16 protein-coding genes are annotated in these 20,947 nt (G+C 69.7%); 6 read left to right on the plus strand and 10 right to left on the minus strand.

Features of this window, described 5'->3' with window-relative positions; translation table 11 throughout:
* The first annotated feature begins 125 nt into the window (after positions 1-125).
* Entirely contained in the window at positions 126-458 is a 333-nt protein-coding gene (locus NAG42_RS21230) for a hypothetical protein (RefSeq protein WP_250032324.1), read from the plus strand.
* Positions 459-767: 309 nt separating this feature from the next.
* A complete protein-coding gene (locus NAG42_RS21235) occupies positions 768-3,509 on the plus strand; it encodes an AAA family ATPase (RefSeq protein WP_250032325.1) in 2,742 nt (913 codons plus the stop codon).
* Positions 3,510-3,569: 60 nt separating this feature from the next.
* On the opposite strand, the gene NAG42_RS21240 is transcribed toward NAG42_RS21235, so the two are convergent.
* Positions 3,570-4,022: an SRPBCC family protein gene (locus NAG42_RS21240; RefSeq protein WP_250032326.1), complete on the minus strand. Its 453-nt coding sequence runs from the start codon at positions 4,020-4,022 to the stop codon at positions 3,570-3,572.
* A 108-nt stretch (positions 4,023-4,130) separates the two neighbouring features.
* Positions 4,131-6,857 (minus strand): ATP-binding protein, encoded by a 2,727-nt coding sequence (locus tag NAG42_RS44215; protein ID WP_308201166.1) that lies wholly within the window; start codon positions 6,855-6,857, stop codon positions 4,131-4,133.
* Between the two features lie 377 nt (positions 6,858-7,234).
* Between NAG42_RS44215 and NAG42_RS21255 the strand changes: the two genes are divergently transcribed.
* From NAG42_RS21255 to NAG42_RS21265, 3 genes are all read left to right on the plus strand, one after another.
* Entirely contained in the window at positions 7,235-7,951 is a 717-nt protein-coding gene (locus NAG42_RS21255; protein WP_250032327.1) for an alpha/beta fold hydrolase, read from the plus strand.
* 32 nt (positions 7,952-7,983) lie between these two features.
* Positions 7,984-8,799 (plus strand): alpha/beta fold hydrolase, encoded by an 816-nt coding sequence (locus NAG42_RS21260; RefSeq protein WP_250032328.1) that lies wholly within the window; start codon positions 7,984-7,986, stop codon positions 8,797-8,799.
* Between the two features lie 297 nt (positions 8,800-9,096).
* Positions 9,097-10,119 carry an alpha/beta fold hydrolase gene (locus NAG42_RS21265; RefSeq protein WP_250032330.1) on the plus strand — a complete coding sequence of 341 codons (1,023 nt, stop codon included), beginning with the start codon at positions 9,097-9,099 and terminating at the stop codon, positions 10,117-10,119.
* Positions 10,120-10,173: 54 nt separating this feature from the next.
* Here NAG42_RS21265 and NAG42_RS21270 read toward each other — a convergent pair whose 3' ends face one another.
* The 7 genes from NAG42_RS21270 to NAG42_RS21300 form a co-directional block, all read right to left on the minus strand.
* Entirely contained in the window at positions 10,174-12,903 is a 2,730-nt protein-coding gene (locus NAG42_RS21270; protein ID WP_250032332.1) for a helix-turn-helix transcriptional regulator, read from the minus strand.
* 147 nt (positions 12,904-13,050) lie between these two features.
* Positions 13,051-13,650 carry a GAF domain-containing protein gene (locus NAG42_RS45525; RefSeq protein ID WP_438872427.1) on the minus strand — a complete coding sequence of 200 codons (600 nt, stop codon included), beginning with the start codon at positions 13,648-13,650 and terminating at the stop codon, positions 13,051-13,053.
* Positions 13,533-14,318: a hypothetical protein gene (locus NAG42_RS45530; protein WP_250032334.1), complete on the minus strand. Its 786-nt coding sequence runs from the start codon at positions 14,316-14,318 to the stop codon at positions 13,533-13,535. Before NAG42_RS45530 ends, NAG42_RS45525 begins: the two co-directional genes overlap by 118 nt.
* A gap of 220 nt (positions 14,319-14,538) precedes the next feature.
* Positions 14,539-15,756, minus strand: coding sequence for an epoxide hydrolase family protein (locus NAG42_RS21285; RefSeq protein ID WP_250032336.1), 1,218 nt, complete (start codon positions 15,754-15,756; stop codon positions 14,539-14,541).
* Between the two features lie 12 nt (positions 15,757-15,768).
* Entirely contained in the window at positions 15,769-16,227 is a 459-nt protein-coding gene (locus tag NAG42_RS21290) for a nuclear transport factor 2 family protein (protein WP_250032338.1), read from the minus strand.
* A gap of 84 nt (positions 16,228-16,311) precedes the next feature.
* Entirely contained in the window at positions 16,312-16,908 is a 597-nt protein-coding gene (locus tag NAG42_RS21295) for a TetR/AcrR family transcriptional regulator (protein WP_250032340.1), read from the minus strand.
* A 304-nt stretch (positions 16,909-17,212) separates the two neighbouring features.
* Positions 17,213-17,590, minus strand: a complete 378-nt coding sequence (locus tag NAG42_RS21300) for a nuclear transport factor 2 family protein (protein WP_250032341.1) — start codon at positions 17,588-17,590, stop codon at positions 17,213-17,215.
* Positions 17,591-17,830: 240 nt separating this feature from the next.
* Between NAG42_RS21300 and NAG42_RS21305 the strand changes: the two genes are divergently transcribed.
* Positions 17,831-20,464 (plus strand): AAA family ATPase, encoded by a 2,634-nt coding sequence (locus NAG42_RS21305; RefSeq protein WP_250032343.1) that lies wholly within the window; start codon positions 17,831-17,833, stop codon positions 20,462-20,464.
* Here the strand turns inward: NAG42_RS21305 and NAG42_RS45350 are convergent.
* On the minus strand, positions 20,362-20,775 hold the full coding sequence (locus tag NAG42_RS45350) for an ATP-binding protein (protein ID WP_369077105.1): 414 nt from the start codon (positions 20,773-20,775) through the stop codon (positions 20,362-20,364). The two genes, NAG42_RS21305 and NAG42_RS45350, sit on opposite strands and share 103 nt — an antisense overlap.
* Between the last annotated feature and the right edge of the window lie 172 nt (positions 20,776-20,947).

Here is a 20,947-nt window from a genome sequence, read left to right on the forward strand (position 1 = left end):
TGGTCTCGTCGCGGTGGTCTGGTCCTTCCGGTAACCCGGCCCTGGGCGGCGAAGCCGACCCGGGTATCGGCGACCAGGGTCAGGCACCGGTGCGGCCGCATCCCTTCACGAGTGACCGTGACGGCATGCATTGGCTGTTGACCGGCGCCTTCTGGCCCCACTTCCCTGACCTCTCCCAGCTACCGGGGTCCGTGCCGCTGCACGCGACCAATCTCTCCGACACCGATCTGCGGCTCGTACGCATCGTGTACGACTTCATCGCGGCCGAGACCCTGTGCGACAAGTGCGCGGCCCTGCTCGGCCGGTCATTGAGCCTCGCCGTCACGGGTGGTGGCCCCGGCCGCCCTGGTTGGCAGATTCTCGTCGTGACCCGATGCCGGGGATGGCGGCGGCACCGGCACACCGCCGTCGTCACCGATTTGCTCGGGCACCTGCGGCTCGAGCCGTTGCGAGCGTGATCCGGATGCAGCCCGAGGTGCGGAGCACCCTGGTCCCCCGGGACCAGGGTTCGTGCCGGAGGTAGCCGGGCACGAGTTCCTGCAGGCGGCCACGATCGCCGTCGTCGGCGAGGTGGCGATGCGCCGCCTACGCCACGCCATCCCGGCGTTTCCCACCCGCAGCGAAATTCGGCTACACCTGTTCGACGGTGTGCGCTCAGCCCGGCAGGTCACTGGGCCACACACGGGACCAGTCCCTGGGGTCCTTGTCCACCTGCGCCCGCCCGGTCAACGTTGAACCGGTCAAGAACGCGGACAGGGGGCAACACGATGCTACGGGGCCGAGACAACGAGCGAGCAGTTCTCACCGGATTGGTGCAGGCGTCCCGTGGCGGCCGCAGCGGTGCACTGGTGCTGACGGGTGCGGCGGGCATGGGCAAGACCGCGCTGCTGGACGAGGCGGTTGCCGCCGCCGGCGACCTCCAGGTCGCCCGGGTCGCCGGCATCGAGGCGGAGCAGGAGTTGCCGTTCGCGGCACTGCATCAGCTCTGCGGGCCACTGCTCCCCCGCCTCGACCACCTGCCGCTGCCCCAGCGCGACGCGTTGGGAATCACCTTCGGCCTGCGGACGGGTGCCGCACCCGAACCATTCCTGGTCGGGCTCGCGGTACTCAGCCTGCTGGCCGAGGGCACCGCGGGACAGCCGCTGGTGTGCGTGATCGACGACGCGCAATGGCTCGATCAGGCATCCGCGCGGACTCTGGCCTTTGTGGCCCGCCGGTTGCTGGCCGAGTCCGTGGTCATGATCTTCGCCGTCCGGGAGCCGGCCGCGGAGACCATGAGCATTCTGCGGAGCTTGCCAGAGCTGCGGATCACCGGGTTGCCTGACGCTGAGGCGCGAGCGCTGCTCGCCGAGGCGGTGCGGTGGCCGCTGGACGCAGACGTCCGTGAGGCTGTTCTGGCGGAGGCGCGCGGAAACCCGCTCGCCCTGCTGGAACTGCCGCAGACCTGGTCACCGGTCACGCTGGCCGGCGGATTCGGGCTGCCGCAGGGCCGCATCGAGGAAAGTTTCCTGCGCCGCGTCGACATCTTGCCGGCTGATGCCCGCATGTTGCTGCTGCTCGCGGCGGCCGACCCGGTCGGCGACACTGCCCTGCTGCAGCGGGCTGCCGCTCATCTGGGGCTCGGCCCGGAGGCCGGGGACTCGCTGCGCGCGGCTGATCTGTTGCAGATCAGTTCGCGCGTGGTATTCCGCCACACGCTGGTTCGTTCCGCAGTCTACGGCGCAGCGTCGTCGGCCGACCGGCGCAAGGCGCACCAGGCCCTCGCCCAGGCCACCTCGCCGGAAACGGATCCCGACCGCCATGCTTGGCACCTCTCGCACGCTACGGTCGGCGCGGACGAGTCAGTCGCGGTGAAGCTCGAGGCGTCGGCTGGGCGCGCCCATGCACGAGGTGGTCTGGCCGCGGCCGCCGCATTCCTGCAACGGGCGGCCGAGTTGAGCGCCGACCCGGCGCGCCGGGCGGATCGCGCACTGCTGGCGGCCCGGGCGACGTACCGCGCCGGGTCGGCCGACGCCGCGACCGCGCTGCTGGCCGGTTCCTCGGCCGGCCCGCCGGACGAGCTGCGCGGCGCCCGCATCAGCCTGCTGCGCGCGGAGATGGTGTTCGCCTCGGCTACCCGCAGCACCGAGGCGCCCGGCCTGCTGCTCGACGCGGCTCAGCGGTTCGAGAGCATCGACGTCGATCGGGCGCGCAGGACATACCTGGAAGCCTTCGCCGGAGCGGTGTTCGTGGGCCGGTTCGCCGGCGACACAGGATTGGTCGAGGTGGCGGCAGCCGCTCGCAAGGCCCCGCTCGCCGACGGCCCGGCTGCCGCGCCGGACTTGCTTCTCGACGGCCTGGCCCAGTTGTACACCGACGGGTTCGGCGGCGGTGCCGCTCTCGTGCGGCGGGCGTTGGACGGCATTCGCGGCAACGCCATCGACCAGGACACGGTCCAGCAGTTCTACGTCGTGTCGCACGCCGCCCATACGGTATGGGACGACGAGGCCTGGCAGGAGCTGACCTCCCGGCATCTGCGGATCGCGCGGACCACCGGCGCACTCAGCGGCTTGACCTTCATCCTCTACCAACGACTCGCCCTGCATCTGCATCAAGGCGAGATCTCGCAGGCGGCTGCGCTGATCGACGAGGTCGACGCGGTAGGCGTGGCCACCGGCGACAGTCAGCCGCCTATCGCGGCGCTCGCCGTGGCCGCGTGGCGTGGTCAGGAAGCCGACGTGGCGCGACTGCTTCCCGGCGTCACGGACACCCTGGCCGCACGCAGCCAGGGTGCGGTGCTGACGGCGATGCACATGTTCGCCGCGGTGCTGCACAACGGCCTGGGCCATTACGCGCAGGCACATGCCGCGGCGGCGAACGCGACGTCATACCCGCCGGAGGCCGGATTCGCGAACTGGGCCTTGGTCGAACTGGTCGAGGCGGCCGAACGCTGCGGTGACCGGGCAGCCGCTTCCCAGGCTTTGGAGCGGCTCGCCGCCCGCACCGGTCCGAGTGGCGGCGAATGGGGGATCGGCGTCGAAGCACGCTCGCGGGCCATGGTCACCGACGGCGCGGCTGCCGAGCCGCTCTATCGCGAGGCGATCGACCGGCTGGGTCGCTGCCGCGCCGCTTTCATGTTGGCCCGAACCCACCTGGTGTACGGGGAGTGGCTACGCCGGGCCGGCCGGACCTCCGACGCGCGCGCCGCCCTGCGTACGGCGCACGAGATGTTCGTGTCCTTCGGCGCCGAGGCCTTCGCCGAAAGAGCCGGCCGGGAACTGGCCGCCACCGGGGCGCCGACCCGAACCCGGATGCTGATGGCACCGGCCGAGCTGACCGCTCAGGAGCGGCAGATCGCCCGGCGCGCCCGAGACGGCCAGTCTAATGTGGAGATCGGCGCCGAACTGTTTCTCAGCGGCCGCACCGTGGAGTGGCACCTGCGCAAAGTCTTCACCAAGCTCGGCATCAGCAATCGCCGCGAACTGCGGACCGCACTGCCCAGGAACGCCATGGCGGGACTGCCCGGCTGATCGTCGAGCGGCCGGCGGTGTGGGCGTGGTACTGCCACCCACACCGCGGGCCGCGCCCGGCTATCGGACGATGTGGTTGCGGGCCTCGATGGCTTTGACGGTGTTCTTCAGCGCCTTGCCAAGGACCCCTTTGCCGATGGTCCCGAGCAGCACACCGGTCAGGCGGCCCTTGAGGTTCTTGCCCTCCCGCACCACCACCACGTCCAGCACCGTGGTCCCGTCCGGCTGCGGCGTCAGCGTGTAGGTGTGCCCCGACCGGCCGCCCCAGATGTTGGAGTCGGTGGTCGTCATCACGACCCGGTGGGCATCGGACCAGTCGTAACGCAACCGCTCCCAGATGCCACCGGAGCCTTCGGTGACGTCGGCCCAGTCCGGGCCCTGGCCGTGGATCTTCAGATACTCGTCGGCGCTGTTGCCGAACAGCTGGGCGCGGCCCGGCCCGAAGTCGGTGAGGCCGGCGAGGAACTGCTCGGGCGTCGCGGTGGTCTTCTCGACGAAGTGAATCGTGGACATGTCGTACTCCTCGGGCGATGGCAGGGGAACTTCCCTCAGACTGCCCGGTCCGAGGACACGGCGCGCCCGTGCCGGACCCTGGCGGGCCCGGGCCCGGGCCCTGGCGCCTCACCGGTCGCGCAGTGCGGCGGCCAGTTCCCGGCGCGAGCCGATGCCGAGCTTGGTGAAGACCTTCCGCAGATGCCACTCGATGGTACGCGGGCTGAGGAACAGCGCCGATGCGATCTCCGGGTTCGTCTGCCCGGCGATCGCCAACCGGACGATCGCGGCTTCCTGCCGGGTCAGGTGCTCACCCGCGCCCGCCGGCCGTTCTGCGACCGCCTCGCCGGTGACCGCCAGTGCCCGCGCGGCCCGCGCGGCGAACACCGGCGCCCCCATCGTCGAGAACGTCTCGTACGCCGCCCGCAACTCGACGCGAGCCTCGGTGCGCCGGTTGGCCCGCGCGAGCCACTCGCCGAAGAGCAGCCGTGCCCGGCAGCCATGAGTGGCGGTTTCGACGGCGCTCAACTGGTCGATGGCTTCGCGGTAGCGGTCCTCCGCCTGCTCGGGCGGCCCGGCGAGCGCGTCGGCGAGCGCCTGCACGCCGAGGGCGGCACGTGTCGGTGTGTCCGCGGTCCGCTCGGCGAGCCGGTCCCGAGCCTCGGCCGCCACCTCCGGCTCCCCCGCCCGGGCAGCCGCTTCGACCAACTCCCGCAGTGCCCAATGGCCAAGCGCCATCTCCGGGTACGCGGTCGCCTCCTGCGCCGCCGTCATCGCGGCACGGTGGTTGCCCAGCCCGTTCTGCAGCGTCGCGAGGGCGTGGTGTGCCACCGAGTGCAGCCGGCCGTTGCCGAGTGCCGCCCCCTCGTTCAGTCTCGCCTCGATCAGGTGCATCGCCGCCTGCTCGGGGCCGCGGTGCGCCTCCAGGAACAGCCGGGACAACTGGTCGGCCGAGCCGTCGGTGGCCGCCGTGACCGCGTCGATCTCGTCCATCAGGTCCGCCGCCTCTGCGAACCGACCCGCGTCGACGAGGCTGTTCGCCCAGTTGTCCAGCGCACTGGACAACAGCGACAGCGCCCCGTTGCCCAGTGCGAAGCGCACCGCCTCCTGGTTCATCCGGAAGGCCAGGTCCAGCCGGAACATCTCGTAGGCGACGGCCGCCGCAGGCCAGACCGGACCGACGTCCCCGGCCGGGACCATCGCGTCCAATGCCCGGCACAGCAGCGGCACGGCCGCGGACCGCCCGTCCAGAACCCAGGAGACCACGCCGGCCAGTAGCAAGTCGGGAAATGCTTGTCCCGCCGATGCGCGGCTGCGCGCGGCTTCGGCGGCCAACCGCAGGGTGTCGTCACCGAATCGGCCGGCATACATGGCGGCGCTCATCGTGGTGAGCAAGGTGTCGCGGGCGGCGACCGGGTCGAGCTCATCCAGCCCCCGGGCTGCGGCGAGCAGCGCCGGCACGGACCCGCTTCCGGGGTTGAGCGCGTAGGCGACCTGTGCGCGCAGCCGCTCGGCACGAGCCTGCCGCAGCGGGTCGAGCGGCCCAGTTTCGGCGGCCCCCAAAAGGTCCAGCCCTCGGCCGTAAGACCCTGCTTCGATCCGGGCGTGCGCCGCGGACACCAGCAGCTCACTGCGGTTGCCGGGATCCGGGGCCAGTTCCGCGGCCCGTTCCAGGAAGGCGGCCGCTGCTGCACAGCCGCCGCGGGACTGTGCTCGCCGCGCTGAACCTTCCAGCTCTGCGGCGATCTCCTCGTCGGGGCCCAGCGCGGCGTGCGCGCGGTGCCACGCGCGGCGGTCCGGGTCTCTGGCATGGTCGGTCGCCTCGGCCAGCGCGGCGTGCACCGCCCGCAGTTCGGCCGCGCGGCCGGAACGCCATGCGGCCGAGCGGACCAGCGGATGCGGGAACCGCACCCGCACATCGAACTCGATCAAACCTTCGTGCTCCGCAGCGGCCGCCGCTTCCGGCTCCACCCCGAGCAGTTCCAAAGCCCGCCACAGCAAAGGCACGTCGCCGACCGGCTCCACGGCCGCCGCCAGCAGCAGGGTGCGGGTCTGCTCCGGCAGCACCGCGATACGCCGCTGGAAGCCTTCCTCGACCCGGCTCGCCAGGGGCGTCGTGATGTGCCCGCCGAACCCGAACGCCAGCTCGGCCGGCGACAGTCCTCGCGGCAATTCCAGCAGCGCGAGCGGGTTGCCGCGGGTCTCGGCGACGATCCGGTCCCGGACGTGGGCATCAACCGGACCGGTCAGCACGGCATCGAGCAGCGCCCGGGCGTCCGCGTCCGGCAGACCGGGCACCTGCATCTCTGGCAGACCGGCGAGAATCCGGTCGTCGCCGGGACTGCGGGCGGCGAAGAAGAGCGCGACTGCTTCGACGCTCAGCCGGCGTGCCACGAAAGTCAGGATCGCCGTGGACATGGCGTCGGCCCATTGCACGTCGTCGACCATGCAGACCAGCGGTTGCTCGGCGGCGGCCTCGGCGAACAGGCCGAGCACCGCGAGCCCGATCAGCAGCGGTTCCGGCGTCCGCCCGGCGACCAGCCCGAACGCCGTGGCCAACGCCTCACGCTGCGGCGCCGGCAGTGCGTCGAGGTGGCCCAGCAGGGGCGCGCAGAGCTGCTGCAACGTCGAATACGCGATCTCGGACTCGGACTCGACCCCGGCGGCCCGCAGCACCCTGGCAAAGCTCGCCCGCTCAGTGAGGTGGTCGAGCAGTGCGGTCTTGCCGCAACCCGCCTCCCCGCGCAGCACCAGCACCCGGCTCTGCCCGTCACGTGCGTCACGCAGCATACGGTCGAGGGTCTCCCGCTCCTGCCGACGTCCGCGCAGCTTGGAACTTCTGATGCCATAGGCCACCTGAGCCTCCTCGCAGGGAGATTACCGTGGTGGTGCCGCCGGCCGGGTCGAGACGTGACAGCGCTCGCAGGTGGCCCCGGCTGGTACGGACCGGTGCCACCTGCTCACGGTGGAGCGCTGCGCTCGCGGGAGCGGGACGGTGTCAGGCGCCGAACCCTGCGGCCTTCGCCATGGACCATGGCCGCGTCCCTTGTGACTTTTCCGCTGCCCGCCGCACCGCACAGGGCAGTAGGGCAGACGACCCAGGTCACTGGCTTCGGCGCGCGCACCGCCAGGGTCCCCGGCCGGGGTGGACCAGTGCCCGCGCCGGGGGCGGACGGTGTCCTCGGCCAGCAAGGCTTCTCGGCACAGCCCAAACCGCATTTTCGGAGGAAGCCATGCCCGATGTCACCGTCGTCCTCGTCCACGGTGCGTTCGCCGAGTCGGCCAGTTGGAACGGCGTGATCGAGCGCCTCGCCGCCGTGGACGTCGCCGCCGTGGCGGTCGCCAACCCGCTGCGTGGCGTTGCCACCGACGCCGCTTACGTCCGTGACGTCGTCGCGTCGCTCAATACGCCCGTCATCCTGGCCGGCCACTCGTACGGCGGCCAGGTCATCACCCAGGCCGCCGCCGACGACCCAGCCGTACGCGCCCTGGTATTCGTGGCCGCGTTCGCTCCGGACATCGGCGACACCGCGCTGGCTCTGTCGAACCGTTTCGCGGGCAGCACACTCGGCGACGCTGTAGTCGCCCGGCCGCTGACCGGCGGTGGCCGAGAACTCTCCATCTCCCCCGCCAAGTTCCCGCACCAGTTCGCCGCGGACGCCGACCCGGCTCAAGCGGCACTGATGGCGATCACCCAGCGGCCGATCACCGAAGCCGCCCTCACCGAGGTCCTGACCGGCGACGAGCCCGCCTGGCGACGGCTGCCGAGCTGGTTCGTCTGGGGTAGCGAGGACCGCAACATCCCAGCCGCCGCGCTGCGCTGGATGGGCGAACGCGCCGGCGGCAAGGAGCTCACCGAGATCCCCGGCGCCGGGCACGCCCTGCCGGTCTCCCAGCCCGGCCCGGTAGCCGCCACCATCCTGCAGGCCGTCGCCGCCGCGCGCGCCTGACCACCATCCGCACCGATCGAAAGAAGAAGACGATGCTGCGCACCACGAAGTCCCGCGTCCTGGCCACCGCCGTCGCCGCTGTCATCGCCGCCGGCGTGCTCAGCCCCGTCGTGGCACAAGCCCACGGCGGCGGCTCACACCAGGCCGAACCTACCGTCGTGCTGGTACACGGAGCGTTCGCCGACTCCAGCGGCTGGAACGACGTCGTCCAGCGCCTGCAGAACCACGGCTATCCGGTCGTCGCCGCGGCCAACCCGCTGCGCAGCGTCGCCGCTGACGCCCGCACGGTCCGATCGATCATCGACAGCATCGACGGCCCGGTGGTGCTCGTCGGCCACTCGTACGCCGGAAATGTCATCTCCGCGGCGGCGACCGGCGAGAAGAACGTCAAGGCGCTGGTCTATGTCGCCGCGTTCCTGCCCGACACCGGCGAGTCGGCCGGGGAGCTCTCGAACAAGTTCCCCGGCAGCACGCTGGCCGCCACCCTGCAGCAGGTTCCGGTTGCCGGCGGCGGCACCGACCTCTACATCGATCAGGCGAAGTTCCCGCAGCAGTTCGCCGCTGATGTGCCGGTTCGCAAGGCGAAGCTGCTGGCCGTCAGCCAGCGCCCGGTCGACGCCGCGGCATTGGCCGAGCCTGCGACGGGCGTACCCGCGTGGCGGAGCATCGCGAGCTACGACCTGATCCCCGGCGCGGACCGCAACATCCCGCCGGCCGCCCAGTATTGGATGGCGAAGCGGGCACGCGCCAAGGTCGTCAGCGTGCCGGGCGCCTCGCACCTGGTGCTCGCTTCGCACCCGGGCGTAACGGCGGAGCTGATCGAACGGGCGGCCCGCGAGACCAAGTGATGTGAACCCGAAGGGGCCCCGCGCGGTGCGCGGCGGCCCCCTTCGGCACGTTCGGGACCGTGGTCCCCGCGCCGGGCGGCTGACGAGCGGGGGAACTCGTGTCCGCCTGAATGCGGGCCAGTTCGCTGAGCGTCCCGCTCCGGCCGGCCTGTAGGAACCATATTCACTATATGGACTTATGGTCGATATACCCCAGGGTACTGGTCGTCGGCACCAGTGCCGCTCCCTGGGGAGGCCGGAACGGCTGCTGTGTGAGCGTGGAGAAACAGACGCCCAGCAGGAGAAAGGTTGGTCATCATGTTTGCCGACAACCCGAGCCGCCGCCAGGTCCTACTCGCCACCGGCACCGCCGCCGTCACCGCCGGCCTCGGCCCGCTCCTGTCGGCCGGCCCAGCGACAGCGACAGCCGCCGGCGGGAAAGGGCCCACGTTCGGCCCGGTAAGGCAGATCAACACGGGCGTTCTCAGCACCGGGTACGTGGAACTGGGACCGGCCCGCGGCACCCCCGTGATCCTGATGCACGGCTTCCCGTACGACATTCACAGCTACTCCAAGGTTGCCCCGTTGCTCGCCGCCCGCGGGTACCGGGTGATCGTGCCGTACTTCCGCGGACACGGCAGCACCACCTTCCACTCGGCATCCACGCCGCGCGACGCCGACCAGGCTGCCTTCGCCCTCGACATCCTCGCCCTGATGGACGCACTGAAGATCCGCCGAGCAGTCCTGGCCGGATACGACTGGGGTTCGCGTACCGGCGACATCATCGCCGCGCTGTGGCCGGAGCGGGTCAAGGCTCTCGTCTCGGTGACCGGCTACCTGATCACCAACCTGGCCTTCAATCGCAAGCCCCAGTTGCCGTCGGCCGAGAACGCCTGGTGGTACCAGTACTACTTCGCCACCGAACGCGGCGTGCTCGGGCTGCAGGAGAATGCGTACGAGATCGGCGAGTTCATCTGGAAGTTCAATTCGCCGACCTGGAAGTATTCCCGCGCCGAATACGACCGGACCGCCGCGGCGTTCACGAATCCCGACTACGTGCCCATCGTGATCGGCAACTACCGGTGGCGGCAGAGCCTGCTGCCCATCGAACCGCAGTACGCCGCGTTGGAGAGCCGGCTGCAAGCCACTCCCGACATCACGGTGCCGACGATCACGATCGACGGCCGGGATGACCCGTTCACCCCGGCGGGCGACGGCAGCAGCTACCGCTCGCACTTCACCGGCAAATACCGGCATCGCACCTTCGACGTCGGCCACAACGTGCCGCAGGAGGCGCCCCGCGAGTTCACCCAGGCGGTTGTCGACGCGGACCGGCTCTGATCGACAGCACATCGCGTCGACCCGGCCCGTTCAGCTTTGAAGGGCGCGGCCGGGTCAGCGCGGGCGCAGGGTTGTAGCGAGTTCGCGCCGGGACGTGATGCCCAGCTTGAGATACACCTTGCGCAGGTGCCACTCGACAGTCCGCGGACTCAGGAACAACGTTGCCGCGATCCCCGGATTGGTCTCCCCGGTCGCCGCCAGCCGCGCCACCGCCGCCTCCTGCGCTGTCAGAGCGGCCAGGTCGGCCGCCCCCTCGACGTGCCGGCGTACCGTTTCTCCTGTCGCAGCCAGTTCACGCCCGGCCCGCTCGGCGAAAGCTTCGGCGCCCATCGAGGTGAACGCCTCGTGTGCCGCCCGCAGATGCGGCCGCGCCTCGGTGCGGCGATTGCCGCGGCGCAGCCACTCACCGAAGAGCAACTGGGCCCGGAAACCCTCGATCGCCGTCTCCGCGGTGGTGAGCAACTCGACTGCCTCCCGATAGCGTTCCTCGGCTTTCTGCGGTGGGCCGGCGAGGGCATCAGCGAGCGCCTGCAGGCCCAGTGCCGATGGGGCGCCGGCCGCTGTGGTCTGCTCAGCGAGCCGCTCCCGTGCCTCTCCCGCCGTCGGCAGATCCCCAGCTCGTACGGCTGCTTCGACGAGTTCGCTCAGCAACCGGCCGTGCAGGGCCAAATCTTCGTAGGCGGCGCCGTCCCGGGCGGCGTCCAGGGCGGCCTGGTGATCTCCGAGCCCGTTGCCGAGCACTGCTTTGGCGTAGCTGGCCAAGCTGTGCAGCCGGCCGTCACCGCGCTCGGTGGCGTCGCGCAGCTTCGAGTCGATCAGCTGAAGGGCCGGCTCTTGGTGACCCCGGTACGCGGCCAATTGCAGCTTGGCGGACTGCTGGACCGACCCGCCGGTCGCCTGGGTGACTGCGTCGGCCTCCGCCAGCAAATTCGTGGCGCCGGCGAAGCGGCCGGCGAACAGCAGGCTGCCGGCCCGCAACATCAGCGCGGCGGGCAGCAGGGAGAGCGCGCCGGTCTCGCGGGCGAAACAGACGGCTTGCTCACTCATCCGGTTGACGAGATCCATCCGATGAACCTCGTGCGCGACCGGTGACGCCAGCCAGATCAGGCTGACGTCCTCCGGCGCGCCCATCGCGTCCAGAGCGCTGCGCAACGCCGGCATCGCCGCGGCCCGGCCGTCGAGGACCCAGGAGACGAGGCCGGCCAGCAGCAGATCGGGGAAGCTCCGCCCGCACGGCACATCACGCGCTTCCTCGGCGGCCCGGCGCAGATCCTGGCCACCGAACCGGCCCGCGTACACCGCCGCGCCGATCGCAGTGAGGTACGCGTCGCGAGCGGCGTCCCGGTCGAACCTCCGGAGCCGGTTGGCGGCGGCGAGCAGGGCCGGCCCCGCCGTGCGGCCGGGGGTGAGCACGAATGTCACGTGTGCGCGCAGCCGCTCAGCCCGGGCGCGTTCGAAGTCGGACAGTGGCGTCAGTTCGGCTACAGCCAGCAGGTCCGGGACCTGAGCGTACGAGCCGGCGGTGGCCCGGGCGGCGGCAGCGTCCACCAGCAGCGCGCCACGGCGGGCCGGCTCCCCGGTCAATGCCGCCGCACGTTCCAGGAAGGCTGCGGCCGCTGACCGCCCGCCGCGGGTCAGCGCCCGGCCGGCCAGTCGCACCAGTTCCTTGGCCACCTCGTCGTCCGGGCCGGCTGCGGCGTGCGCCTGATGCCAAGCCCGGCGGTCCGGATCGCGGACCGGATCGGTCACCTCGGCAAGGGCCTGATGCACCCGTCGCAAGTCGGCTGCGGTGCTGGAACGCCACGCCGCCGAGCGCACCAGCGGATGCCGGAACCGCACCCAGATGCCGAACTCGATCAGCCCGTCGGCCTCCGCCGGCGTCGCGGCCTCAGGCTCGACGCCGAGAAGGCGCAAGGCCCGCCACAGCAGCACGGTGTCACCGATCGGCTCGACCGCCGCGGCCAGCAGCACCGTACGGGTGTCCGGTGGCAGCGCCGCGATCCGCCGGCGGAAGCCCTCCTCGACCCGGCCGGCCAGCGGCGCCGTGCTCAGGCCACCGAACCCGAACGCCAGCTCCGCCGACGACAGCCCGCGCGTCAGCTCCAGCAGCGCGAGTGGGTTGCCACGCGTTTCGGCGACGATCCGGTCCCGTACGCGCGCGTCCACCGGCCCGGCCAGCACCGAGTCCAGCAACTCCTGCGCGTCGGACTCCGGCAGGCCGGGCACCGCCAGCTCCGGCACCCCGGCAAGGACGTCACCGCCGTCCTGCTCTCGGACGGCGAACACCAGCGCCACCGACTCGGCGTCGAGCCGCCGGGCGACGAAGGCCAGGATCAGCCCGGACAGCCGGTCCAGCCATTGCACGTCGTCGACCAGGCATACCAACGGCTCCTCCAGGGCAGCCTCGGCGAGGAGGCCTAGTGTCGCCATTCCCAGGACCAGCAGATCGGGGGTCGGGCCGCCGCTCAGTCCGAACACGATGTTGAGGGCGGCGCGTTGCGGCTCCGGCAGCCGGTTCAGGTGGTTCAGCAGCGGTGCGCACAACTGCTGCACTCCGGAATAGGCGATCTCCGACTCCGACTCCACCCCGGAGGTCCGCAGGACGCGTACGCGTGACCCGCGCCCGGCCAGGTAGTCGAGGAGCGCGGTCTTGCCGCTGCCCGCCTCGCCTCGCAGCACCAGGGCGCGGCTGCGCCCGGCACGGACCTCCAGCAACAGTCTGTCGAGGACGTGCTGTTCCTTCCGACGGCCGCGCAACGTGACGCCGTTCGTCGTGGTTGCCATGGCTATGCCGCCGTCGGTTCGGCGCGGGCGATGTCCCGCTCCAGCTGGTCGATGGACGCGCACGGAGGCCGGTGTTCGCACATGCCATCAGTGTGGGAAAGACGACCGCCCGGCACATCGCGGCCAGCCCGACTCTCCGGATACCAGCTAGCTGGTATCCGTGGCACTCGTGCGGTAGTCATAGTCTTTCACCTTCAGGGGGATCATGAGTGGCTTGCGCGTGGTGTTGGCGAAGGACGACGTCCTGTTGCGGGAGGGCATCGCCGGCCTCCTGGACCGCTCGGGACTGATGGCGCAGGGCAGTCCAACGCCAGCATCGCCCGGCGGTTGTTCATCGCCGAGGACACGGTAGAGAAGCCGCAGCGCGAGCGCGACGAGCCGCTGCTGCGCACCGTCGTGCAGATCCCGCTCGATACGACGGCGAGCCTCATCGGCGGCGGCCACGATCCGAGCCCGGGAACTGATCAGCTCCGCATGGCTCTGCGCGTCGGCGACCGCGGTCGCCACCAACTCGGTGAACTCGGCCATCCGCGCCTCGGTGTCGTCCGGCAGCCGGCCCTCACCGGAACCCACCGCGATCATTCCCCATAGCGGGCCGTTGACGTGGATGGGCATGCCCACAGCGGAGATCAGGCCCTCAGCGGCGTACTTCTGCCCGCCGGGAAGATCACGGTAGTCGTCCACCGGGCAGTCTGCCCGGAGCGCTGCACGGTCGCGGTCAGCCCAGTCGGCGGGTAGCCCTTCCAAGCGTGGCCGACCTGCACGTGCGGGCCAGTGGTGCCCTCGTTGGCCAATAGCGTCGCGGTGCCGTCCAGTTCGTACCGGATCAGCCGAGCCGTGCCGTTGCCGAAGTGACGCAACACCTCCTTGGTCACAGCCGCGAACACCACGTCCGGCGCCACCCCCTGCGCGATGAGCAGGGCCAGGCGGCGCAGCGCCTCCTGTGTCCCGGCCAGGACGCGCAGCTCCTGTTCGGCCTGGGTGTTGGCGATGGCCACAGCCGCAAGCTCGATGAAGTCGCGGATCCGAGACTCGGTGCCGGCGGGAAAGTCCTCCGCTTCCCCCGTGGCCGGCTCGTCGCGGCGAGCCACGAAGGTCGCGTCAGCGCCGATCAGGCCAGCCAGCTCATCGGCGACCGCGGTGAACACGGCGGCGGGCCGGGCCCCACCAGCGACCAGGGTGGCTACCCGCCGCAAGGCGGCCTGCTCCTGCGCCAGGTCACCGTGGGCCCGATCAGACTCCACGACACGCCGGCCGGCGGCCGTCGCCACCGCTCCCACGATCACCGCCACCGTGACGAACATGGCGAGCACGATGAGGGCGTTGCTGTTTACCTCCCCCATCGCCCAACGAATGCCCTGCGTGTGCCGCGTTACAGAAAGGCAGGTGACGGGGTCGGGCTCGGCGGCGCTCACGGGCGCGCCCGGGAAAAGTACGCCGGGCGTCGTCGGCCCACTCGTCCGGCGCCTCCCAGCTGCCGAAGTGGCCGAGCGACGTTCAGGATCGCCCCGTTGAAGACGAGTGGGCAGCTGGGCAATCGACAAGACAAGGGCGAGATGCCGGTTCTCGGTGCCCCACATGGAAGGTCTCCAGCTTTCGCGGCTCCGCCCCGGGCGGAGACGGAGCCGAAGAAGGTCAGCGCAGTTTGCGGAAGGTGTCGCGGAGGTCGTTGATCCAGGCCTCGGGGTTCTCGAGAGCGCCGAAGTGGCCGCCCTTGCGGTGGGCCTTGACGTTGACCGGGTTGTACCAGTCGCGGGTGGGGCCGTTCTCGAAGGCAGCGATGCGTTCCTGGGGTGTGCGGACGCCGATCGGGTTGACGTCGCCGAGCGTCAGGGTGAAGCCGGCCGGGGCCTCGATCTGCGGGGTGCGATCGTGTGACGGCGTCCACGGGTAGCGTTCCGCATTGCGGTAGACGCGGATCGACGAGCCGAGCGCCTGGTTCACCCAGAAAATGGTGGCGGCGGTCAGGATGAAGTCGCGGGGAAAGACCTCGTCGAAGTCGTCGGTCCAGCGGTCGCTCCATGTCTGCCACTTGCGGAGCAGCCAGGCGAGCATGCCGGCCGGGGAGTCGTTGAAGCCATGGGCGACGGTCTGGCCGTCGAGCATGTGCACCGCGACATGGGCAGCGTAAGTGTCGACGAACTTACGCATGTCGTCCTTGAGCATCGGTGAGGCGTCCGCGGGCAGGTCGGCGCCGCCGGTCAGGTCCCAGAAGCGGTCGCCGCTGAAGATGCCCGGCACCATTTCCACGCCGGTGTGCAGGCCGTAGAGGTCCTCGGCGTATTTGTGGCCCAGCTGGGCTTGGATGAGGGCGCCGTAGTCGGAGCCGCCGACGGCGAACTTCTTGTAGCCGAGGACGCCGGTCATCAGCTCGTGGAAGAGGTCGGCCATCTTCCAGTAGTTGAGATCGCCGCGCCCGAGCGGCGTGGAGAAGCCGAAGCCAGGCAGGTCCGGCACGATGACGTCGAAGGCGTCGCCGGGGTCACCTCCGTACGCAGCCGGGTCGGTCAGCGGGCGAATGATCTTGTTATATGACGTGGACGGCCACGGCCAGCCGTGCAGCAACAGCAGCGGGATCGGCTCCGGGCCCCGGCCCGGCTCGCGGATGAACTGGATCGGGGTGCCACCGACCTCGACGCGATGCCGGGTGAAGGTGTTCAACTCCTTCTCGGCCCGACGCCAGTCGTAGCTGTCGGCCCAGTACTCAACAAGCGGCTTGAGGCGCGCGGTGCTGAGCCCGTAGTACTCGTTCTCATTGTCGAGATCCTGGGCGAACCGGGTCGCCTTCAGCCGGCGCTTGAGGTCGTCGAGGGCCTCCTGCGGGACGTTGATGGTGAAGCGCTCGAGTTCCATGGGATTGTCCTTTCAGTACGTGAAGTCGAGTCGGAGCCGCGTCTGCACAAGGTCGGCGATCTGCCAGGAGTCGCCGGCCTTGACGAAACGCGCGCGGTAGTGCCCGTACCCGTGCATGCCTTTGAAGGGGAAATCCGCGGAGACTTCGGCGCCCTCCGGCCGGATGATGATGTCCTCCATGGCGAAGACGCCCCGGGCCTCACCGGCCGAGTCGACATCGATCTCATCGGAGAACAGGTGGTGGATCAACGTGTCGTCCGGGGTGTTGCTACCGCCGACGGTGGCCGCGATCTGCTCACGCCCTTCCATCCTGAGCCAGACGCTTCCGTCCGGCTTGTGCGGGGTGAAGGCGCCGTTCGGGGTGAACAGCTCGGCCAGGTCCCGCCAGCGGTGATGGTCGGCGTAACGCACGTACCGGGCCATGACCCGGCGAATCTCCTCGACGATGCCGAGCCGCTCGATGGCGTCCATCAGACTCTCCTCCTTGTTGTGCCTGGTAGCGCCAAGGTAGGTCAGCAGGAATGGACTGGCCAGTCCAGAAATTCATGGTGCTGATCACGGTCTCGAGCAGTGGCCCTTGAGGCCTTCGATCACGTTGTCCACAGCGGATTCCAGATAGTCGGTGCGTCCGGTGCTGGTCAGTAGCAGCACTCCGCCCTGGATACCGGCGATCAAGCTCGCGGCTGTGCGCGATGCGTCGACCTCGGATGAGACTTCGCCGGTCTCCTGCATACATCGGATGCCGGTGACGATCGAGGTCTGCCAGCGGTCGATGAGATCGGTCAACACCGACTGCGCCGCCGGGATACGCCGGCCGGTGTCGCCCAGCAGTCCGCGCAGCGGGCACCGATCACCCTGCCTCACATATCGGTCGATCAGCCGATCTCGCCAACGCTGCCAAGCCATCCAGGACGTCAGGTCGCTCAGGTAAGGCTCTTGATCGGACAGGACCTGGTCGGCCTCCCGTCGCACCACGGCCAGCAGCAATCCCTCCTTACCGTCGGGAAAATAGTGGAACAGCTGGCCCTTGCTGACGCCCGTACGGGCCATGACGTCTTCGAGGCGCAATTCGTCGACGCCGCGCTCGCGCAGTTCTGCCGTCGCACCGTCGACGATGCGGTGAAGGGTCCGTCTCCCCTTCGCGGTCAGCATGCGGGTCACTCCGCCGCCCCGTTCAGCACTGGCCGAGCGCAATCCGCCGGCTCTTCGCCGATGGCCGGGCGGGGGCCGACGGGCATGGTTCCCAGGTCCAGGTGGCTGACGCGAAGTCCGGAGCGGCCGATCAGGCAGTAGCGACTCATGACGGCTACGGTGTCGTCGAAATCGTTGGCACACAAGGCTCTGGAGTCCACACAGCCATGGTCCCGCGTGTTGCGACGCGCATTCAGGTGGCCCACCGGTGAGTCGGCCAGGGTGCACCACGGGGGTCAGCGCGTCAGGGCCTCCGGCGAAGAGGTCAGGCTTGGAGCAGACGTCGCGCGTATTCCGGATTACTGTAGTCCCGCCATGCGGCGATCTTGCCATCCCGAATTTCATAGACGGCCAGATTCATGATGGGCGCGACCGGGCCGCCGGGAAGGCCGAGGCCATGAACTTGCTCCGCCAGGACGACGTCGCCGTCAACCGCCTGATTGACCGTCTCGAACCTGATCTGAGGGAAGGCGCGCATTACTCCACGCCACAAATCGATAACTGACTCGCGGCCGTGCACCGCGTCCTCGCCGTAGTTCTGGAAAACGACATCATCGGCCAGGAAGCGCGACAGTTCGTCTGCGTTCTTGGTGTTGAAGGCTTCTACGAAATCTCGAACAAGTGCATCATTTCCGCCTGCCACGGTGTACTCCTCGTCTGCCTGTATCGCACGATCGTCCTGCTTGCACTCCCTACCACGGCCGCAATCGCACATCGTTCACGCGAGTGTTATGCGCCACATCTGTTCTCGAGAGAGCAGAGTGCAGGTGCTTTTCTCGAACACGGTCGCCTCGCTATCGGGCGACGGCGAGGAGCACGTGTCGTGAACCTCCCGACAATTCCTGCGTGGTGTCCTACAGAGGATCAATGCACGGAGGCGGAGATGACGAAACCGATGGCTTGGTCGGCCGATCGGGTACTGCTGGGTCGGCAGCGGGAACAGCAGACGCTCGTCGGGCTGCTGCGCGATGTGGAGGCCGGCGGCAGCCGAGTGCTGGTGTTGCGCGGCGGCGCGGGTTCCGGCAAGACCGCGTTGCTCGAGCATCTCGCCGCCGCCGCTCAGTTCGGCCAGGTCATCCGGGTTTCTGGTGTCGAGCTGGAGGCTGAGATCGCGTACGCCGGTCTGCACCAGCTCTGCGCGCCCCTGATCGGTCATCTTGGCAGGCTGCCCGAATCACAGCGGATCGCGCTTTCGACTGCGCTCGCTCTCGCCGCCGGCGAACCACCGAATGTTCTCGTGGTCGGCTTGGCCGTCCTCAGCCTGCTCGAGGAGTCAGCGGCCGCGCGGCCGCTGATTTGTGTGGTGGACGACGTGCAATGGCTCGACAAGATCTCCGCGACGATCCTCACTTTCGTTGCCCGCAGGCTGGGTTCCGCATATGTCGGCTTGGTCTTCGCGAGCCGAAGTCCCGGTGATGAACACCTGCTTGAGGACGTACCCGAGCTGACGGTCCGTGGGCTCCCCTACCCCGCAGCGAGGGCGCTTCTTGACTCCGTCCTGACTGTTCCGGTCGACGTGCAGGTCCGCGACCAGATCATCGTCGAGACCCAGGGCAACCCGCTGGCCCTGCTCGAACTGCCCCGCGGGCGGACCGCGGCCGAACTGGCCTACGGTTTCGGCGGCCGGAACACCACTCTGGTGGGGCAGCTCGAGGAAGATTTCCAGCAGCGGGTGAGGGCTCTGCCGCGGAAGACCCAGATGGTTGTGCTCGCCGCGGCTGTCGAACCGGTCGGCGACATGTTGTTGTTGTCGCGCGCGCTGGAACAGCTCGGCGTGGCGCCCGATGACGCCTCGCCGGCCGTCGCTGCGGGCCTGCTCGAGTTCGGCGCCCAAGTGCACTTCCGGCACCCATTGGTTCGCTCCGCCGCATGGCGATCAGCGGATCCGGTGACGTTACGAAACGTACACCTGGCCTTGGCCGACGCAACCGACCCCCAGCTGGATCAGGATCGCCGAGCCTGGCACTTGGCGCACGCTGCGGTCGGGCCGGACGAACAGGTCGCCGCCGAGCTCGAACAATCAGCCCAGCGGGCAATGACGCGCGGCGGATGGTCCGCCGCGGCGAACTTCTTGGAACGCGCCGCCGAGCTCACGCCCGATCCGGAACCACGGGTCACCCGCCTCTTCTCGGCCGCCCAGGCTCATCTGGAAGCCGGCGCGCCTGACCGGATTCCGAATTTGCTGTCGGCGGCCGAGCTCAATCCGCTTTCCCCCTTGCTACAGGCCGAGCTCGAACGACTACGGGCGCGAGCTGCCTTTGCCGTCAATCCGGGACGCTCCGCCGGCCCGCGCCTCCTCGCGGCCGCCCAGCGGCTGGAGAACTCAGATTTGATAGCTGCGCGTGAGACTTATCTGACCGCACTAGGCGCCGCCGTGCACGCAGGCCGGCTCGGCGGCGGCGACCGCGACCGGGCGGCAGTGGCCGCACGCGCAGTGCCGGCCGGAGACGAGACCGCCGGCCTTTTCCTCAGCGCCTTAGCGACCTGGAGCTTGGACGGCTACGCGGCCTCTGTTCCCCAGCTGAAGCGAGCGATGACCCGCAACGCCAAGAACGCGGACCCCGGGTTGCTGTGGCTTTCCCTACCGGTCGCACACGAGATTTTCGACGATGTGGCTTGGCACGAGCTGTCCGAACGCTCGGTCGCCGTCGCCCGCTCAACAGGGGCACTGTCTGTACTGTCGTCCGCCCTGTCGTTTCACGCCGGCGCGCTGTTGTACGCCGGCCGGTTTGCCCGCGCGGCTGAGCTGATCGACGAGATGGAGGCGCTTGCCGGGGCCACGGGTTTGCCGCCTGACCCATCCGGGCCGCTCAACCTGCTCGCGCTGCGGGGGCGGGAACGGGAGACGCTCGCCATGATTCGAACGAAGACCTCCGATGCGCGGTCGCGTGTCGAAGGACGCCCCGTGAATATGGGTCACCACGTGAGAGCGGTGCTGTTCAACGGGCTCGGACGCCACTCGGAAGCGCTCACCTTCGCTCGACATGCCGCCGAGTACCCCGACCTCGGTTTCCACCACTGGGCGCTCAGTGAACTGGTGGAGGCGGCTGCCCTTTCCGGTGACCGGCAGACTGCAGCCGATGGGCGAAGGCGCCTGGCGGCGCGCACTGAGGTAGCGGGTACGACCTGGGCTCGGGGCGTACAGTCACTTGCTGATGCGCTCGGCGGCACGCCTGCCGACGCCGAGCACAATTACCAGGCGGCCATCGCACTGCTCTGTCCAACCAGACTCAGACTGCAGAGAACAAGAGCCAGGCTGCTCTACGGGGAATGGCTGCGGCGGGTCGGTCGAAGCGCCGACGCCGGCGTTCAACTGGGGGCCGCCTACGGGGCCTTCAGCGCGATGGGCGCCGAGGGATTCGCGCAACGGGCCGCGGGCGAGCTCACCGCCTTGGGCGTTCGGCCGTCTACTCCTCAGTCTGAATGCGCCAGGCCGTCAACGCGGACGGCGGATCGGAGGTTGAGTCGGGCCTTGTTGGAGCCCCCTCCGTACGACAGCGGCGAACGGGCCAATTGACCGCGGATCCGGGTGAGCACGGCTACTGCGGGGCGACGCGGGTCGGGTACGGCAGACTCGCCGCTGGCCAGCAGTTCCCGCCGGGCGCGGTCGGCGAAGGCCTGAGCTCCGGTGGCGGTGAAAATCTCGTGGGCTTTGCGCAATTCAGTGCGGGCTTCGGCATGGCGGTCCCGGGTACGCAGCCATTCGCCGTACACAGTCTTGCCGACGCCAGGTTCACCGTGCAGCACCAGGACTCCGGCGTGACCCTCCCGCGCTGCGGCGAGAGCCTCGTCGAGTCTCCGGCACTCGGCACTTCGGCCCAGCAGCATCTGATCACCCCTCCGCCGCCGATGCTACGACGACTGAGAGGGCTGCGGCCTTGCCCTGTGTCTCGGTTGCGCCGCGGTCGCGGTGGCCGCGACCGCGGGCAACCGCCATCGAGGAGAATCAGTCCCGCGACTACCGTCGCCGCACGGGCTTTCGTTGTGCGAGAAAGACCTG

Origin of the sequence: Paractinoplanes maris, assembly GCF_023544465.1 — a bacterium.
GTDB lineage: Bacteria > Actinomycetota > Actinomycetes > Mycobacteriales > Micromonosporaceae > Actinoplanes > Actinoplanes maris.

What these genes read in the sequence shown, in the direction of transcription:
- NAG42_RS21255 (WP_250032327.1), top strand. Translation starts at nt 7,235, where the DNA reads ATGCCCGATGTCACCGTCGTCCTCGTCCACGGTGCGTTCGCCGAGTCG.
- NAG42_RS21240 (WP_250032326.1), bottom strand. Translation starts at nt 4,022, where the DNA reads ATGTCCACGATTCACTTCGTCGAGAAGACCACCGCGACGCCCGAGCAG.
- NAG42_RS21295 (WP_250032340.1), bottom strand. Translation starts at nt 16,908, where the DNA reads ATGCTGACCGCGAAGGGGAGACGGACCCTTCACCGCATCGTCGACGGT.
- NAG42_RS21230 (WP_250032324.1), top strand. Translation starts at nt 126, where the DNA reads ATGCATTGGCTGTTGACCGGCGCCTTCTGGCCCCACTTCCCTGACCTC.
- NAG42_RS21270 (WP_250032332.1), bottom strand. Translation starts at nt 12,903, where the DNA reads ATGGCAACCACGACGAACGGCGTCACGTTGCGCGGCCGTCGGAAGGAA.
- NAG42_RS21305 (WP_250032343.1), top strand. Translation starts at nt 17,831, where the DNA reads ATGACGAAACCGATGGCTTGGTCGGCCGATCGGGTACTGCTGGGTCGG.
- NAG42_RS21285 (WP_250032336.1), bottom strand. Translation starts at nt 15,756, where the DNA reads ATGGAACTCGAGCGCTTCACCATCAACGTCCCGCAGGAGGCCCTCGAC.
- NAG42_RS21235 (WP_250032325.1), top strand. Translation starts at nt 768, where the DNA reads ATGCTACGGGGCCGAGACAACGAGCGAGCAGTTCTCACCGGATTGGTG.
- NAG42_RS21265 (WP_250032330.1), top strand. Translation starts at nt 9,097, where the DNA reads ATGTTTGCCGACAACCCGAGCCGCCGCCAGGTCCTACTCGCCACCGGC.
- NAG42_RS21290 (WP_250032338.1), bottom strand. Translation starts at nt 16,227, where the DNA reads ATGGACGCCATCGAGCGGCTCGGCATCGTCGAGGAGATTCGCCGGGTC.
- NAG42_RS45350 (WP_369077105.1), bottom strand. Translation starts at nt 20,775, where the DNA reads ATGCTGCTGGGCCGAAGTGCCGAGTGCCGGAGACTCGACGAGGCTCTC.
- NAG42_RS21260 (WP_250032328.1), top strand. Translation starts at nt 7,984, where the DNA reads ATGCTGCGCACCACGAAGTCCCGCGTCCTGGCCACCGCCGTCGCCGCT.